At 75.2% G+C, this 16,466-nt stretch carries 13 protein-coding genes and 1 pseudogene; 4 read left to right on the top strand and 10 right to left on the bottom strand.

Annotated features, from left to right (window positions below; translation table 11 throughout):
- Position 1: 1 nt before the first annotated feature.
- Positions 2–1,510, top strand: coding sequence for a protein kinase (locus ACGF5C_RS21095; RefSeq protein ID WP_393303961.1), 1,509 nt, complete (start codon positions 2–4; stop codon positions 1,508–1,510).
- On the opposite strand, the gene ACGF5C_RS21100 is transcribed toward ACGF5C_RS21095, so the two are convergent.
- Entirely contained in the window at positions 1,487–1,831 is a 345-nt protein-coding gene (locus tag ACGF5C_RS21100) for a hypothetical protein (RefSeq protein WP_393303963.1), read from the bottom strand. The genes ACGF5C_RS21095 and ACGF5C_RS21100 overlap by 24 nt on opposite strands.
- A gap of 99 nt (positions 1,832–1,930) precedes the next feature.
- On the opposite strand from ACGF5C_RS21100, the gene ACGF5C_RS21105 reads away from it, so the two are divergent.
- Together ACGF5C_RS21105 and ACGF5C_RS21110 are read left to right on the top strand one after the other, a co-directional pair.
- A complete protein-coding gene (locus tag ACGF5C_RS21105) occupies positions 1,931–2,368 on the top strand; it encodes a hypothetical protein (RefSeq protein WP_393303965.1) in 438 nt (145 codons plus the stop codon).
- Between the two features lie 232 nt (positions 2,369–2,600).
- The gene (locus ACGF5C_RS21110) at positions 2,601–4,406 is read left to right on the top strand and encodes an alpha/beta hydrolase (protein ID WP_393303967.1); all 1,806 of its coding nucleotides are present in this window, start codon (positions 2,601–2,603) and stop codon (positions 4,404–4,406) included.
- 52 nt (positions 4,407–4,458) lie between these two features.
- Here ACGF5C_RS21110 and ACGF5C_RS21115 read toward each other — a convergent pair whose 3' ends face one another.
- From ACGF5C_RS21115 to ACGF5C_RS21155, 9 genes and pseudogenes are all read right to left on the bottom strand, one after another.
- On the bottom strand, positions 4,459–5,649 hold the full coding sequence (locus ACGF5C_RS21115) for an acyl-CoA dehydrogenase family protein (RefSeq protein ID WP_393303969.1): 1,191 nt from the start codon (positions 5,647–5,649) through the stop codon (positions 4,459–4,461).
- Positions 5,650–5,665: 16 nt separating this feature from the next.
- A complete protein-coding gene (locus ACGF5C_RS21120; RefSeq protein ID WP_393303971.1) occupies positions 5,666–7,633 on the bottom strand; it encodes a biotin carboxylase N-terminal domain-containing protein in 1,968 nt (655 codons plus the stop codon).
- A gap of 11 nt (positions 7,634–7,644) precedes the next feature.
- Positions 7,645–9,246 carry an acyl-CoA carboxylase subunit beta gene (locus ACGF5C_RS21125; protein ID WP_393303973.1) on the bottom strand — a complete coding sequence of 534 codons (1,602 nt, stop codon included), beginning with the start codon at positions 9,244–9,246 and terminating at the stop codon, positions 7,645–7,647.
- On the bottom strand, positions 9,243–10,382 hold the full coding sequence (locus ACGF5C_RS21130) for an acyl-CoA dehydrogenase family protein (protein WP_393303975.1): 1,140 nt from the start codon (positions 10,380–10,382) through the stop codon (positions 9,243–9,245). The genes ACGF5C_RS21125 and ACGF5C_RS21130 overlap by 4 nt, the downstream gene beginning before the upstream one ends.
- Positions 10,379–12,157 carry an acyclic terpene utilization AtuA family protein gene (locus ACGF5C_RS21135; RefSeq protein WP_393303977.1) on the bottom strand — a complete coding sequence of 593 codons (1,779 nt, stop codon included), beginning with the start codon at positions 12,155–12,157 and terminating at the stop codon, positions 10,379–10,381. The genes ACGF5C_RS21130 and ACGF5C_RS21135 overlap by 4 nt, the downstream gene beginning before the upstream one ends.
- A 110-nt stretch (positions 12,158–12,267) precedes the next feature.
- A pseudogene (locus ACGF5C_RS21140) lies at positions 12,268–13,056 on the bottom strand (TIGR03084 family metal-binding protein); the annotation flags it as partial.
- A 38-nt stretch (positions 13,057–13,094) separates the two neighbouring features.
- The gene (locus tag ACGF5C_RS21145) at positions 13,095–13,700 is read right to left on the bottom strand and encodes a TetR/AcrR family transcriptional regulator (RefSeq protein ID WP_393303979.1); all 606 of its coding nucleotides are present in this window, start codon (positions 13,698–13,700) and stop codon (positions 13,095–13,097) included.
- A gap of 242 nt (positions 13,701–13,942) precedes the next feature.
- A complete protein-coding gene (locus tag ACGF5C_RS21150; RefSeq protein WP_393303981.1) occupies positions 13,943–14,686 on the bottom strand; it encodes a metallophosphoesterase family protein in 744 nt (247 codons plus the stop codon).
- A gap of 212 nt (positions 14,687–14,898) precedes the next feature.
- Positions 14,899–15,576 (bottom strand): Crp/Fnr family transcriptional regulator, encoded by a 678-nt coding sequence (locus ACGF5C_RS21155; RefSeq protein ID WP_089003062.1) that lies wholly within the window; start codon positions 15,574–15,576, stop codon positions 14,899–14,901.
- Between the two features lie 218 nt (positions 15,577–15,794).
- On the opposite strand from ACGF5C_RS21155, the gene ACGF5C_RS21160 reads away from it, so the two are divergent.
- Positions 15,795–16,457 (top strand): adenosylcobinamide amidohydrolase, encoded by a 663-nt coding sequence (locus ACGF5C_RS21160; RefSeq protein ID WP_393303983.1) that lies wholly within the window; start codon positions 15,795–15,797, stop codon positions 16,455–16,457.
- Positions 16,458–16,466: the final 9 nt, after the last annotated feature.

Raw genomic sequence — 16,466 nt, forward strand, 5'->3', positions numbered from 1 at the left:
TGTGACCGAGACTCCGCCCGGCGCCCTGCCGTTGCCCATCGTGCCCGGTCTGACTGATTTGAGGGTCTTCGCCCGGGGAGGCTACGCGACCATCTACAAGGCGACCCAGATCTCGGTGGGGCGCGAGGTCGCGGTCAAGGTGGAGAATCGCACCCTGGACAGCGAGCGGGACCAGGCCCGGTTCCTGCGCGAGGCGCGGGCCGCCGGGCGGATGTCGTCCCACCCGCACGTGGTGGACCTCTTCGACGTCGGGGTCACGGTCGACCAGCACCCCTACCTGATCATGGAACTCTGCGACGGCTCGTACGCGGAGCGGATGCGGACGTCGCCGCTCGGGCCGGCCGAGGCCCGCGACCTCGGCGTCAAGATCGCCGACGCGGTCGCCCACTCGCACGCGGCCGGCGTGCTGCACCGCGACGTCAAGCCGGCGAACATCCTCTACTCGCACTTCAACTCGGCGGTGCTGGCCGACTTCGGGCTGGCCGTGGTGGCCGAGATGCGCGACGCCTCGGTCGCCCTGGAGGTGCTCACCCCGGCGTACGCCCCGCCGGAGATGTTCAACCACGCGCCGCCGTCCCCCGCCGTCGACGTCTACGCCCTCTGCGCGACCCTCTACGCGGTCATGCACGGGCGCCCGCCGCGCTGGCAGTCCGAGCGCAATCCCAGCCTGGTGACGGTGCTGGAGATGTTCCACCAGCCGGTCCCCGGCCTGCCCGGCGTGCCGGACGAGCTGATCGACGTGCTCCGGGTCGGCATGTCCAACGACCCGGGGGAGCGCCCGTCGGCCGTCGAGCTGCGCGACCTGCTGGTCGGCCTGCCGCTCGACCCGGCCGGCCCGCCGGTCGGCGGCGCACCGGTGCCGGGCTCCTTGGTCAGCGGCGGTCCCGCCGCCTCCGGTCCGTACGCCGCCGGCCGCACGACCCGGCCCGCGCCCCGGCCGCCGGTGGAGGACATGCACCCGACGGTGCCCACCTCCGGCCGGCGGCGCCGGCGGCGCTGGTTCCTCGGCGGCGCCGGGATGGTCGCGCTGGCCGCCTCGGCCAGCGCCGGCGCCTGGCTCGCCGGCCCGGCGTCCACCCCGGCCCCGTCCCCGACGGCCGACGTGGCCGCGACGAGCGGGGTGCTGCCCGCCTGCGCCGCGGCCACCGGGTTGCCCGACGGGGCGGGCTGCGCCGACGAGCTGGAGTGCTTCGGGCCGATGGAGGTGCGCGGCGCGTGGGCCAGGGCGGCCCGGGTGCCCTGCGACGGCGACCACACCTGGGAGAGCTACGCCGAGGGCAAACTCCCCGACACCCTGGTCGGCGCGGACCACACCCGGGTCAGCGAGGCCCCGGCGGTGCGCCGGGTCTGCAACGAGACCACCTTCCGGCTCACCAGCGGGATGGGCTACGCCGACGGCTGGAACCTGGAGGTGCTGCCCCCGACGGGGGTCGACGCCGACCGGACGTACCGCTGCCTGGCCGGGCGCGGGCTGGACGCGCTCGCGTCACCCACCCTCACCGGTCGCTGAGCCGCGCCCCCGGTGACGCTCCCGCATCGCGCGGATGGCCTCCCGGCCGTCCAGCGTCTCCAGCGTGTCGGCGTCGATGCCGTACAGGCCGCCCGCCGGCTGCCCGGGGACGGTCGGCGTGACCGCCGGTCGCCGCCCGCCTTCCTGGCGGGCCGCCGCCACCGACACCGCCGCGATCATCGCCATCAGGACGCAGAGCAGCGCCAGGGCCACTCCGAGGAGATCCTGACGACCGCGCACGACCAGCGTCGCCAGCAGCGAGACCGCAGCCAGCGCCGCGACGACCGCCTTCTTCCGCGCGTCGGGTCTGGGAAACCTCACCCGTCCAGCATGTCCACCCCCGGGCCGCTGTCAACCGGAGGCGCCACCGCCGGTGCGATGATCTCCGGTGCAGGTCGTTTCCCGGAGAGAGGAGCGCCGGTGTCCCGGTTCTGCCGGATCGTCGCCGCCGTGCTGGTGTCGGGCGTGCTCGCCGCCTGTGGGTCCGACCGTCCACCCGAGACGGTGACCGTGCCGACGCCGACCGCCGGGGGCGTCACCGCGCCCGGGGCGTCGTCGTCCCCGGGCGGCGGTGGGTTCGCCAGCGTGGACCAGGCGGTGGCCCGCCACCTCTCGGCCGCCTCCGGGGCCCGCTACGTGGGGCAGTGCGCGCAGGCGAAACCCGACCCGGACGCGGTCTGTGCGATCAAGATGGCCACTGTGGACGAAGGCGACGTCTACGGCGTGGGGGCCCCGTCCAGCGAGGTCGTCGGCTTCCTGCTGCTCCGCGAGGGGCCCGACGGCTGGCGGGTGGTGGACGACCACGTGCCGGGCGAGCCGGACGCGTCCATACCCACCTGGATGGCCGGCCTCGACTAGCCGGACCTGCCGGGCGGCCGGGCCCGGTGCGGTCGGGCCCGGCCCGTGGGAGTTGTGGCCGTCGGCCGGGTCAGGCGGGAACAGTGTCGGTCGTCGGGAACTCGTTACACCGGTTCGGCGGATTGTCGGATATGTGGCCGCACTTCGGGCGGTATTCATTGCCCGCGATCCCTAGAGTGCGAAAGGTCGGGCCTCGCCCCGACCCGTCCTGTCGTCCACCGGAAGGGTCCACATGCCACGACGAACCCGGTCCCTCGCCGCCGCCGGCATCGCCGGCGTCATCCTCGCCGGATCGGCGGTCGCGCCCGCCACCGCCGCACCGTCCCCGACCGGCTGGGGTCGCCCGGTCACGTCCGACCGGACCAGCCCCGAGGAGGCACGCCGAGTCGATCGGGTGCCCACGCCCGACCTGGACTGGTACGCCTGCTACGACTACGCCGAGTGCGCCACCGTCCGACTCCCGTTGGACTACGACAGGCCGAACGGCCCGACGACCGAGATCGCCGTGCTGCGGGTGAAGGCCCGCGACCAGCAGCGCAGGATCGGCAGCCTCTTCCTGAACCCGGGCGGCCCCGGCGGCTCCGGCACCGACGTCGCGCTCGCCGCGCCGCACTTCCTCGGTGACGAGGTGCTCGACCGGTTCGACATCGTCGGCGTGGATCCGCGCGGCGTCGGCGCGAGCCAGCAGGTCAGGTGCTTCCCGTCGGTCAAGGAACAGACCCGGGCGTACGCCGGGCTCAACGTGGCGTTCCCGTGGACGAGGGCCGAGGAGAAGGCGTACGTCGCGTCGTCGAAGGCCGTCGGGAAGGGCTGCTCCAGCACGGGCCGGCCGCTGACCGGCGCGATGTCGACCGCCGAGGTCGCCCGGGACATGGACGTGCTGCGCCGCGCCGTCGGCGACCCGAAGCTGACCTACCTCGGCTTCAGCTACGGCAGCGCGCTCGGCCAGTACTACGCCAACATGTTCCCGGACCGGGTCCGTGCCCTGGCCATCGACGGGGTGCTCGACGCGGACGCCTGGGTCGGCCGGGGCAAGGCGCGCACGCTGTCCCAGGAGGACCGGCTGCGCAGCGCGCAGGGCGCGTACAAGGCGCTGCGGGAGATCCTCGTGCGCTGCGACAGGGCCGGCGCCGAGGTCTGCCCGCTGGCCCAGGGCGACCCCCTCGCGTCGTTCGAGCTGGTGGCGCAGCGGCTGCGGGCCAAGCCGCTGGTGATCGAGGATCCCGACCTGGGCCTCGTCCGCGTCAGCTACGCCGACTTCCTCTCCGCCACCCTGGGCGCGCTCTACAGCCCCGCCGGCTACGACCAGGTCGTCGGCCTCACCGCCGAGCTGCTGGTGCTCACCGATCCGGCGTCGGGCGCGACCGCCCGCCAGCAGGCGCGCGCCGACGTGGTGCGGCGAGCCGCCACGGCCCGCGAGCAGGCCCGCCGGTACGACTTCCCGTACGACAACGGGCTGGAGACGTTCCTCGGGGTGGACTGCACCGATGCCTACCACCCGGCGGACGCCGCCTCGTTCCCGGCGCTGGCGGCGAAGGCCGACAAGCGGGACCCGTACTTCGGCCGGCTGTGGACCTGGGGCACCTCGCCCTGCGCCCGTAAGACGTGGACGGTGCGGGACGAGGACGCCTACCCGGGCCCGTTCAACCGGCGGACCGCCGCGCCGGTGCTGGTGGTCGGCAACTACTGGGACCCGTCGACCAACTACCGGGGCGCGGTCGGCACGGCCAGGCTGTTGCCGAACAGCCGCCTGCTGAGCAGCGACAGCTGGGGGCACACCGCGTACGGGACCTCGGCCTGCGTGACCGGCGCGGTGGACGCGTACCTGGTCCGGGGCACGCTGCCGGCGAAGGGCACGGTCTGCACGGGTGACGTCCAGCCGTTCGCCGAGCTGCCCGAGAACCCGGGGGCGATGCGGCGGGCGGAGTCGTCGAAGAGTGCCCTCGCGGCCGAGGGCGCGCCGGGCCGGGGCGAGCCGAAGCGGCTCCCGCCGGTGGTCGCGCCGCTGCCGGCGGTCGGTTCGCTGACCATCCGCTGAGGACCCGGGGTACGGCGGGCGATCGGGCGCCCGCCGTACCCCGGCCCCACCGTCAGTACGACTTGTCCTGGCCGAGGACGTGCTGGGCGACGAAGTTGAGGATCATCTCCCGGCTGACCGGGGCGATGCGGCCGGCCCGCACCGCGCCGAGCAGCGTCGCCACCCCGTACTCGGTGGTCATGCCGGCCCCGCCGTGCACCTGGACGGCGGTGTCGACGGCCAGCGCCGCCGCCTCCCCGGCCGCGTACTTGGCCATGTTGCCGGCCACCCCGGCCTCCAGGTCCCGGCCGGCGTCGTAGAGGGTGGCCGCCTTGTAGATCATCAGCCGGGCCAGCTCGACCTGCACGGCCGCGTGCGCCAACGGGTGCGCGACGCCCTGGTGTGAGCCGATGCTCCGGCCACCCCAGACCTTGCGTGCGGCGGTGTACTCCGAGGCCCGCTCGATGGCGTACCGGCCGGTGCCGGCACCCATCGCGGCGACCGTGATCCGCTCCGGGTTGAGCCCGGCGAACAGCGCCGGCAGGCCGGCGTCCAGGGACTCGCCGACCAGCGCGTCGGCGGGCACCCGCACGTCGTCGAGGTAGAGCAGGAACTGGTTCTCCGGGGACACGATCTCCATGTCCAGCTTGGACCGGGTCAGCCCCGGCGCGTCGGTCGGCACCATGAACAGCGCCGGCTTCAGTTTCCGCGGAGCCGCATCCCCTGCGCCGGCCTGGCCGTCTTCGACAGCGACCCGCGCCACCACCAGCACGTACGACGCCTCGTCGACGCCGGAGATGTAGCACTTGCGGCCGGAGACCAACCAGTCGTCGCCGTCGCGGCGGGCCACCGTGCCCAGCCGATGGAAGTTCGACCCGGCCTCCGGCTCGGTGATCGCGAAGACCACCTTCAGCGAGCCGTCGGCGAAGCCGGGCAGGTAGCGCTTGCGCTGCTCCTCGGTGCCGTGCCTGGCGATCACCGTGGCGGCGATGGCGGGGGAGACCACGAGCAGCAGCAGCGGGCAGCCGGCCGCCGCCAGCTCCTCGCAGACGATGGCCAGCTCGGTGATCCCGCCCCCGCCGCCGCCGTACTCGGTGGGCACGTTGACCCCCAGGTAGCCCAGCCGGCCGGCCTCGTCCCACAGCTCGGTGGTGTGCTGGCCGGCCTTGGCCCGGGTGACGAAGTAGTCGTGGCCGTACCGCCGGCCCAGCGCGCGGACCGCGTCGCGGAGCTGGTCCTGCTCGGGGGTGAGGTCGAAGTTCATCGCGGGGCCTCCAGGATCACTCGGGGTCGACCACGGCCAGCACGGTGCCCGTGTCGACCTGCCCGCCGGCGGGCACCGGCAGCTCGGCGACCACACCGTCGGCCGGGGCGAGCACGGGATGTTCGAGCTTCATCGCTTCCAGGGTCAGCAGCAGGTCGCCGGCCGCCACCCGCTGGCCGACCTCGACGTGCACCCGGGTCACCGCGCCGGGCAGCGGCGCGACCAGCGACCCGGCCGCCAGCTCCGCGGTGGGCTCCGGAAAGCGCGGCAGCTCGGCCAGGCCCGCCGCCCCGTCCGGGCCGTCCACGAAGACCGCCGACCCGGCCCGGCGTACGCGGTAGGTCCGCCGCACCCCGTCGACGTCGAGCACCACCCGGTCGGGGGCGGCCTCGACCAGGCTGACCGGGTGGTCGGTCGCGGGATCCGTGGACCACTCGGCGAGCGCGCCGGCGCGGTCCAGCCGGTAGCGGACTTCGATCTCGCCGCCGCCGGGGCCGGCGAAGCGGGCGACCTGGGGAAACGCCGGCACGTTCCGCCAGCCGGAGGGGAGCCCGGCCAGCACCGGCGCGGCGGCGCGGCGGCCGGCGGCACCCGCGAGCGCGGCGGCCAGCGCCGCGAGCGGCAGCCGGTCGGCCGGCAGCAGCGGGGCGAGGACCTCGGGGTGCCGCTCGAGGAAGCCGGTGTCGATCTCGGCGGCCTGGAAGTCGTCGCTACGCAGCACCCGGACCAGCAGGTCCCGGTTGGTGGTGACGCCGTGCAGTTCGGCGCGGGCCAGCGCGCCCGCCAGCGCCCGGGCCGCCTCGGCCCGGGTCTGCCCCCAGGCGACCAGCTTGGCCAGCATCGAGTCGTAGTGCGCGCCGACCGGCGAGCCGTCGACCACGCCAGAGTCGAGCCGCAGGCCCGGGCCGGGCAGCGGGCCGAACTCGGCGGACACCCCGGGCACCGCGATCCGGTGCAGGGTGCCGGTCGCCGGCCGCCAGCCCTGCGCCGGGTCCTCGGCGCAGAGGCGTACCTCGATCGCGTGGCCGCTTGTCGGCGGTGTCGCCGCCAGCGGCAGCGGCCCGCCCTCGGCGACGAGCAGCTGCAGGCGCACCAGGTCCAGCCCGGTGACTGCCTCGGTGACCGGGTGCTCGACCTGGAGCCGGGTGTTCATCTCCAGGAAGAAGAACTCCCCGGTCGGGGCGAGCAGGAACTCCACCGTGCCCGCGCCGACGTAGTCGACCGCCCGGCCGGCCGCGACCGCCGCCTCGTGCAGCCGCCGGCGCAGGTCCGCCGGAACGATCGCCGGGGCCTCCTCGACGATCTTCTGGTGCCGGCGCTGGATCGAGCACTCCCGCTCGCCGAGGGCGACCACCGTTCCGTGCGTGTCGCCGAAGATCTGCACCTCGACGTGCCGGCCCTGCTCGACGTACCGCTCGACGAAGACCGTGCCGTCGCCGAACGCCGCCGCCGCCTCGCGGCGCGCGGAGGCGACGGCCTCGGCCAGTGCGGCGGCGTCGCGGACGACGCGCATGCCGCGCCCGCCGCCGCCGGCCGACGCCTTGACCAGCACCGGGAAGTCCGTGATCTCGTCGGCGTCGGTCCAGGTGGGCAGCATCGGCACGCCCGTCTCGGCGAGCAGCGCCTTCGCCGCCACCTTGTCGCCCATGACGGCGATCGCCTTGGGTGGCGGACCGACCCAGGTCAGCCCCGCGTCGGTCACGGCCTGGGCGAACCCGGCACTCTCGGCGAGGAAGCCGTAGCCGGGGTGGACCGCGTCCGCGCCGGCCCGGCGGGCCGCGTCGAGGACCAGGTCGATCCGCAGGTACGTCTCGGCGGGCGTGTTCCCGGGCAGCCGGACGGCGTGGTCGGCCTCGGCGACGAACGGCGCGTCGGCGTCGGCGTCGGAGTGCACGGCCACCGTCCCGATGCCGAGCGCCCGGCAGGTGGCGAAGACCCGGCGGGCGATCTCGCCCCGGTTGGCCACGAGGAGTCGGGTGATCATGAGCGCGCTCCCTACATCCGGAAGACGCCGAAGCCGTCGGCGCCCCGCACCGGTGCGTTGTGGATCGCCGACAGGCAGAGCCCGAGGACGGTACGGGTGTCCCGGGGGTCGATCACCCCGTCGTCGTAGAGCCGGCCGGAGAGGAAGAGCGCGCCGGACTGGGACTCGATCTGCTGCTCGACCATCATCCGCATCGCGGCGTCGGACTCCTCGTCGTAGACCCGGCCCCGGGCGGCGGCGGCCTGCCGGGCCACGATGGACAGCACGCCGGCGAGCTGCGCCGGCCCCATCACCGCCGACTTGGCGTTCGGCCAGGTGAACAGGAACCTCGGCTCGTACGCCCGGCCGCACATGCCGTAGTTGCCGGCGCCGTAGGAGGCGCCGAGGTTCACCGTCAGGTGCGGCACGGTCGAGTTCGACACCGCGTTGATCATGAGTGCGCCGTGCTTGATGATGCCGCGCTGCTCGTACTCGGTGCCCACCATGTAGCCGGTGGTGTTCTGGAGGAAGACCAGCGGGGTGTCGGCGGCGTTGGCGAGCTGGATGAACTGCGCCGCCTTCTGCGCCTCCTCGCTGAACAGCACGCCCCGCGCGTTGGCCAGCACCCCGACCGGCCACCCGTGCAGCTCGCCCCAGCCCGTGACCAGGGCGGTGCCGTAGTCGGGCTTGAACTCGTCGAAGGCGCTGTCGTCGAGCACCCGGGCCAGCACCTCGCGCGGGTCGAACGGCACCTTCAGGTCGGCGCTGGCGATGCCGAGCAGCTCCTCCGGGTCGTACCTCGGGGGCGGCGGGAACGGGCTGCGCGGCGGTGGCCCCTGCTTGCGCCAGTTGAGCCGGCGTACGCACTGCCGGGCCAGCCGGATGCCGTCCCGCTCGTCGGCGGCGAGGAAGTCGGCCAGGCCGGACGTGCTGGCGTGCATCGCCGCCCCGCCGAGGGACTCGTCGTCGGTGACCTCGCCGGTGGCCATCTTCACCAGCGGCGGCCCGGCCAGGTAGACCTGCGACCGGTCCCGGATCATGATCACGTGGTCGGACATCCCCGGCACGTACGCGCCCCCGGCGGTCGCGTTGCCGAAGACCACGCTGACCGTGGGGATCTTCGCCGCCGAGAGCCGGGTCAGGTCGCGGAACACCCGGCCGCCCGGGATGAAGATCTCCGCCTGGGTGGGCAGGTCGGCGCCGGCCGACTCGACCAGGTTCACCATCGGCAGCCGGTTGGCCAGGGCGATCTCGCCGGCCCGGCGGGTCTTGGCCAGCGACCACGGGTTCACCGCGCCGCCGCGTACCGTCGGGTCGTTCGCGACGACGAGGCACTCGACGCCCTCGACCACCCCGATGCCGGTCACCACGCTCGCCCCGACCGGGAAGTCGGTGCCGTACGCCGCCACCGGGGACAGCTCCAGGAACGGGCTGTCCCGGTCGAGCAGCAGCTCGATCCGTTCCCGGGGCAGCAGCTTGCCCCGCCGGTGGTGGCGGGTCACGTACTTCTCCCCGCCGCCGGCCCGGGCCTGGCCGAGGGCGGCCTCCAGCTCGGCGAGGCGCTCCAGCAGGGCCTCCCGGTTGGCCCGGTGGCCGGGCGAGGACGGGTCGACCGCGCTCCGCAGCGTCGTCACAGGCCCATGCCCTTCGCGATGATCTCGTTCATGATCTCGGTGGTGCCGCCACCGATGCCGAGGATCCGCGAGTCCCGGTAGTGCCGCTCCACCTCGGCGTCGCGCAGGTAGCCGTAGCCGCCGTGCAGTTGGAGCGCCTGGTCGACCACCTCGGCGCAGGCCGCCACGGCGACGTTCTTCGCCATCGCCACCTCGGTCACCACCGGCTCGCCCGCCGCCACCCGTGCCGCCACCTGGTGCACGTACGCCCGCGCCGCCTCGCTGCGGGTGTGCATCTCGGCCAGCCGGTGCCGGACGAGCTGCCGGCTCGCCAGGGGACGGCCGAACGTGGACCGGTCCCGGCACCAGCGGGCGGCCAGTTCGACGCAGCGCTGCGCGGTCGCGTACGCCTGGGTCGCCAGCGACAGCCGCTCGCTGGCGAAGTTCTGCATGATCGCCAGGAAGGCGGTGTCCTCGGGGCCGATCCGGTTGGCGACCGGCACCCGCACGTCCACGAAGGACAGCTCGGCCGTGTCCGAGCAGTGCCAGCCCAGCTTCTCCAGCCGCCGGCCCACGGTGAAGCCCGGGGTGCCCTTCTCGATCACCAGCAGACTGAGCGACCCGGATCCGGGGAAGTCGGTGCAGACGGCGGTGGTCACGAAGTCGGAGCGGACCCCGCTGGTGATGTAGGTCTTCGACCCGTTGACCACGTAGTGGTCGCCGTCCCGACGCGCGCAGGTGCGGACGGCCGCCACGTCCGAACCGCCGTCCGGCTCGGTGATCGCCAGCGCGCCGATCATCGTCCCGGCCAGCGTCGGCCGGACGTACCGGTCGATCAGCTCGCCGTCACCGGAGGCCACCATGTGCGGCAGCGCGATGCCGTGGGTGAACAGCGCGGCGATCAGCCCGGACGAGCCGCCGGAGCGGATCACCTCCTCGGTGACGATGATCGAGTCGAGCAGGTCGCCGCCGCTGCCGCCGACCGCCTCCGGGAAACCGACGCCGAGCAGGCCGATCTTCGCGGCCGTCTCGTGCAGCGAGCGGGGCACCTCGCCGGCCCGCTCCCAGTCGTCTAGGTGCGGCAGCACCTCCCGCGTGACGAAGGCCCGGGTCAGCTCCCGGAGCTGCCGCCGTTCCGGGGTGTCGACGATGGTCACGGTTCCTCCCGGGTGGTGGTCGTGCCGGCCGCCCCGGGCACGAGGTCCGCCGGCAGGTCGACGACCCGGGAGCGGAGCAGCTCGCCGAGCGCCTTGGCCTGCGGGTCGAACCGGGTGGAGGCGGCCACCCCCTGCCCGAGCAGCCCCCGGACGACGAAGTTGACCGCCCGCAGGTTCGGCAACTCGTACCGCTCCACGGCCAGCGGGGCGGTCTCCGGCAGCAGCTCGCGCAGGCGGGCCTCGGTGAGCCAGCCGCGCAGCCACGACCACGTCGCGTCGGTGCGGGCCCAGACGCCGAGGTTGGCGTCGCCGCCCTTGTCGCCGGAGCGGGCCCCGACCAGCTCGCCGAGCGGCGCGCGCCGGGTCGGTCGGTCTGCCGGCGCGGCGGGCCGCCCCGGGTCGACCCCGCGTCGGTCACCGGCCGCTGCCGGGTCGGCCGACCCGGGCGGGGGCGGGTCGGCGGCGGGCGCCGGTCGATCGGGCGCGCCGGCGGTGCGGGGCGGCGGCGGGACGGGCAGCCGCTCCCCGGAGGGCAGCACCGCGACGTGCGGCACCGCGTCCTGCGGCACGGTGTCGGCGGTGAACACCCCGTAGGGCGTCGCGTCGCCGGGCAGCGTGGTCAGCGTGCAGCCCGGGTAGGAGGCCAGGGCCAGTTCCACCGCGGCCGCCGAGAAGGCCCGCCCGGCCCGCGCCCTGTCGCCGTCCCGCAGGTGTACGTGCAGCAGCGCGCTTGCCGCCTCGGTGTCGGTGGCGTCGGGGTGGTCGGTGCGGGCCAGGGTGAACTCCAGCCCCTCCGTGCCGACCGCCTCCTCGACCTGACCCCGGACCAGGGCCGCCTTGGCGGGGATGTCGAGCCCGCAGAGGACGAAGGTCATCGAGTTGCGGAAGCCGCCGAGCTCGTTGACGCCCACCTTGAGGGTGTCCGGCGGCGGGGCGCCCCGGACGCCGCTCACCCGCACCCGGTCCGGCCCGGCGGCGCTCAGCTCGACCGTGTCGAGCCGGGCCACCACGTCCGGCCCGAGGTAGGCCGGCCCGCCGACCTCGTACAGCAGTTGGGCGGTGACGGTCTCCACGGTGACCGCGCCGCCGGTGCCGGGGTGCTTGGTGATCACGCAGGAGCCGTCCGGGTGCAGCTCAGCGATCGGGAAGCCGGGGCGGTGCCCGCCGTCGGGCAGTTCGGTGAAGAAGCTGAAGTTGCCCCCGGTCACCTGCGCCCCGCACTCGACGAGGTGGCCGGCGACGGTCGCCCCGGCCAGCGCGTCCAGGTCGTCGCGCCCCCAGCCGAACCGGGCGATGGCCGGCCCGACCACCAGGGACGCGTCGGTGACCCGGCCCGTGACCACCACCTCGGCCCCGCCGTCCAGGCAGGCGGCGATGCCGTACGCCCCCAGGTAGGCGTTGGCCGTCAGCGCGTCCGGGCGCGGGAGGGCGTCGCCCTCGACGTGGCCGACGCGCACGGCCAGGCCGAGCCGGTCGGCGAGCGACCCGATCGCGGCGGCCAGGCCGGCCGGGTTCAGCCCGCCGGCGTTGGTGACGATCCGCACGCCCCGGTCCAGGGCGGTGCCGAGGCACCCCTCGAGCTGGCGGAGGAAGGTCTTCGCGTAGCCGAGGGACGGGTCGCGCAGCCGGTCGCGGCCGAGGATCAGCATGGTCAGCTCGGCCAGGTAGTCGCCGGTCAGCACGTCGAGTTCGCCGCCGTCGAGCATCTCCCGCCACGCGCTGAACCGGTCCCCGTAGAAGCCGGAGGCGTTGCCGACGCGTAGCACGCCGCTCATGCCGGCACCATCTCGGTGCCGGTGCCGGTGCCGGTGCCGGTGCCGGTGCCGGTGCTGGTGCCGGTGCCGGTGGCCGCGCCCGCGCCCATGTCGCCAGCCGTTCCGGTCGCGCCGGCTCCGACGGCCCCTGGCGGGCGGCCGGCGCCGGGTGGGCCGGCGAAGGCCTGCGCGACGTCCAGCCACTCGTCGGCGACCGGGCCGGTCGCCGCCAGGGCCAGGTCGGCGCGGTGCCGCCGCTGGGTGACCAGCAGGCAGAAGTCGAGCGCCGGGCCGGTGACCCGGTCGGTGGCCTCGGCCGGCCCGTACGTCCAGGTGTCGCCGTCGGGCGCGGCCAGCTCGACCCGCACCGGCGCCGCCGGCACCGGCCGACCGTGGGCGGCGAAGCTGTGGCCGAGGGTGCGGAAGCCGAGGTGTGCGACGTGCCGCAGCCGGGCCGTGGCGGGGCGGACGACGCCGAGCGCGTCCGCCACGTCAGCACCGTGTGCCCACGTCTCCATGATCCGGGCGGTGGCCATCGAGGCGGGCGACATCCGGGCGCCGAACCAGGGCAGCTTCCCGCCCGCCGGCACTCCGGCCAGCGCGGCGGCGAGGGCGGCCCGGCCGGCACGCCAGCGGGGCAGCAGCTCGGTCGGCGGGGCGAGGAACTCCTCCGCGCCGGCATCGACGAGCCGCGCCGGGTCGGGAGCGGCGGCCACGGATGCGAAGAACGCCTCGGGGGCGGTGGCGGCAAGCAGCGCCACCTGGTCGGTCCAGGCGAGGTGGGCGATCTGGTGCCCGATGCTCCAGCCGGGTGCCGGGGTGGGCCGCGCCCAGTCGCCCGGTGACAGGCCGTCCACCAGGTCGTCCAGCTGCTCGGCCTCGTCGGCCAGATCAGCGAGCAGGTCCTTCAGGTCGACCATGGTGCCTCCGGTGCGGGACGGGCCGGTCAGGGCGGCGGTCAGGGCGTGAACAGTGCGGCGAGCTGGCGCTTCCAGGTGTGCAGCAGGGCGGCACGGCGGGACGAGTCGTCGCTGAGCAGGTTGGCCACGCCCAGCCCGCGGAGCAGGTCCAGGGTCGCCTGCACCGCCTCCCGTACGCCCGGACGGCGCTCGTCCACGTCGAGCAGCGCGACGGTGAGTCGGTGCATCTCGCGGCCGACCCTGGCCTCCAGCGGCAGCAGGGCCTCGCGCAGCTCCCGGTCGGTGCGCGCGGCGACCCACAGTTCGAGGGCGGCGACGAAGAGCGGGCCGGTGAAGGCCGCGCCGAGCAGGTCGATCACCCGGTCGAGGCGCTGCGGGCCGGGCGGCAGCGCCTCGGCTTCGCTGCGCAGCTCCTCGGCCCGGCGTTCGGTGAGGTGCGCGACGGCGGCGGTGACCAGCGCGGCCTTGGTGGGGTAGTGGTGGAGCTGCGCGCCGCGCGAGACGCCGGCGCGGGCCGCGACGACGGTGGTGGTGGTGCCGGCCCAGCCGTGCTCCACCAGGCACTCGACGGTCGCCTCCAGCAGCCGGGCCTGGGTGGCGCGGCTGCGCTCCTGTTGAGGGACGCGGGTCGATGCGGCGGGCACGGGGACAGCGTGCCGCCACCGAAACAAACAGTCAAGACTGACTTTTTCTGTGCGGCGGGCGGCGGGCGGCGGGCGCCAAGGCCGAGGTCGACCGGCGCACCGCCCGCCCGCGACGATCCATGGGCCGGCGGCGCCCGGCCCGTGGCACCGGCGGGGTCGGCTGGGATGGTGGTCGCGGGTGGAAGGTGCCTGCCGGCCCGTCGGCCCACGCGGCCCATCGGCGGGCCGACGGGCCGGACTGCTCAGCGGCCGTCGCGGGGGGCGAACACCGCGAGCGCGTCGGCGTCGCTGTGGCGGGAGCGCAGGTACTCGTCCGCCCACTCGGCGGCGTCGGGGAAGCCCGACTCGGCGGCCACCCGGGCGCAGGCCGCGTCCACGTCGAAACGGGTACGGCGCAGGTGTACCCCGGGCCCGAGCAGCGCCCAGAAGGCGCCGGGGCCGCCGTAGGGCATCCCGATGCTGCCCGGGTTGACGATCAGCCGCCGGTCGGCCAGCCGGGTGAACGGCATGTGGGTGTGTCCGCAGACCACCGTCCCCACCTCGGTCGGCACCGCGGCGAGCACCTCCGCCCAGCGCTCCATCCGGGAGTCGACGAGCACGACCTCCTCGTCGTCGCGGGGCGTGGCGTGGCAGAAGAGCACCGGACCCAGGCCGGCGACCTCCAGGGTCACCGTCAGCGGCAACGCCGCCAGCCGGGCGAGGTGGTCGGCGCGGAGCTGCTCGGCGGCCCAGTTCGAGACGTCGATCGGCGACTTGCCGCCCGCGCGCGCCTCGACCAGCTCGCGGTCGGCGTTGCCGCGCACCCAGCAGACCCGGTCGCCGAGGCCGGCGAGCAGGTCGAGCACCTCGACCGGCTGTGGTCCGGCGGCGATGTCGCCGGTGAGCACGATCAGGTCGGCGGCGGCGACGTCCGGCTCGGCCAGCACGGCCTCCAGCGCGGGCAGCACCCCGTGGATGTCGGAGAGGACGGCGACGCGTTCCAGCATCGCTCCACCATGCCCACCGACCCGGCCGGAGTCCAGCGATTCTGCCCCCGGCAGACCGGCAGACCGGCAGACGGGCAGACAAGCAGTCGGGCAGACCGGCAGTCGGGGGCTTCGGTGGCCGCGGGCCCCGAACGCGAACCGGCCCGGCCGCGGGCGTGCGGTCCGGACCGGTGGTGCCGAGGCGGCCGGGGTGGACCCCGGCCGCGGCGGCGTCAGACGCGGGCGCGGCGGGCCAGGCGCTCCGGGTCGAGGATGATGATGCTCTTGCCGTCCAGGCGCAGCCACCCGCGCGAGGCGAAGTCGGCCAGCGCCTTGTTGACGGTCTCCCGGGAGGCGCCGACGAGCTGGGCGATCTCCTCCTGGGTGAGGTCGTGGGTCACCCGGAGCACGCCGCCGTCGCGGGTGCCGAAGCGGCCGGCCATCTGGAGCAGGTTCTTGGCGACGCGACCGGGCACGTCGGTGAAGATCAGGTCGGCCAGCGAGTCGTTCGTCCGCCGCAGCCGGCGGGCGAGCACGCGGAGCAGCTGCTCGGCGATCTCCGGCCGGTTGTTCAGCCACGGGCGCAGGGCCTGCTTGCGCAGCCGCACCAGCCGGGTGTCGGTGACCGCGGTGGCCGTCGCCGTACGCGGGCCGGGGTCGAAGAGCGACAGCTCGCCCACCATGTCCGACGGGCCCATCACGGCGATCAGGTTCTGCCGGCCGTCGGCCGCCCGGCGACCCACCTTGATCTTGCCGGACAGCAGGATGTAGAGACTGTCGCCGGGCTCGCCCTCGTTGAAGACGATCTCGCCCTTGCGGACCTCGAGCGTCTCCATCTCCTTGGCGAGCGCCTCGGCAGCCTCCGGGTCGACGCCCTGGAAGATCCCGCTGCGGGCCAGTACCTCGTCCATCGCGCACCTCCACCTGCGCGTGCCGTCCGTCGGCCGGGTCCGCCGTCCGCTGATCCCTCGCGCGTGGCCAGTCTAGGCGCACGTGAGCTGGAATCAGAGGTGCACCCCTGGAATCTTGATCGTTGGGCGTAACCCGCCCGACGTGATCAAGCAGTAAGATCGCGCGCCCCGCCCCGGGCGCCGGCGGCCCGGCGGGCGCCGGGTCGTAGGGTCACCGCGTGCTGAGCGAACCCGTGCTGACCGCCCGTCGGGAGGACGGTCGGGACGTCCCGCTGCTGGTCTGGCGCGCCGACCGCCCGCTGCGCGCGGTGAGTTCCGCGCCGCTGGGCGGCGGGATCGGCGTCCGGCGCTGGGTCGTCAACGCGACCGTACCCATGACGTACGACCGGGACGACCCCGCCGACCACCTGGCCGGACTGGCCGGCGGGCTCGACCTCGACGGACCCGGGGTGGGCCTGCTGACCGGGGTGGACGTCGCCGAGGTGGTCGCCCGGACGGACACCGGGGTGCGGGTCTGGGCCACCGTTGGCCTGGGCACCCCGGTCTGGGCGGCCGAGCCCGCCCCGGCGGCGCCCGGCCAGCGGGTCGGCACGGTCAACATCGTGGTGTACGTCCCGGCCCGGCTCGGCGACGCCGCCCTGGTCAACGCGGTGGCGACCGCCACCGAGGCGAAGGCGCAGGCGATCGCGGAGCTGGGCGTGCCCGGCACCGGCACCCCCACCGACGCCGTCACCGTGCTCTGCCCGCTCGACGGCCCGGAGTCGGCGTACGGCGGACCGCGCTCCACCTGGGGAGCCCCGCTGGCCCGGGCCGTGCACGCCGCCGTGACGGCCGGCGGGGCGGGCACCGTGGTCCCGTGGTCCGATCGGCCGACTGGCTGAACATCCGTC

It is taken from the genome of Micromonospora sp. NPDC047620 (assembly GCF_043205005.1).
Taxonomy (GTDB): Bacteria; Actinomycetota; Actinomycetes; order Mycobacteriales; family Micromonosporaceae; genus Micromonospora.

Coding starts and splice junctions, on each gene's coding strand:
- ACGF5C_RS21110 (WP_393303967.1), top strand. CDS start 2,601: ATGCCACGACGAACCCGGTCCCTCGCCGCCGCCGGCATCGCCGGCGTC.
- ACGF5C_RS21115 (WP_393303969.1), bottom strand. CDS start 5,649: ATGAACTTCGACCTCACCCCCGAGCAGGACCAGCTCCGCGACGCGGTC.
- ACGF5C_RS21120 (WP_393303971.1), bottom strand. CDS start 7,633: ATGATCACCCGACTCCTCGTGGCCAACCGGGGCGAGATCGCCCGCCGG.
- ACGF5C_RS21135 (WP_393303977.1), bottom strand. CDS start 12,157: ATGAGCGGCGTGCTACGCGTCGGCAACGCCTCCGGCTTCTACGGGGAC.
- ACGF5C_RS21150 (WP_393303981.1), bottom strand. CDS start 14,686: ATGCTGGAACGCGTCGCCGTCCTCTCCGACATCCACGGGGTGCTGCCC.
- ACGF5C_RS21155 (WP_089003062.1), bottom strand. CDS start 15,576: ATGGACGAGGTACTGGCCCGCAGCGGGATCTTCCAGGGCGTCGACCCG.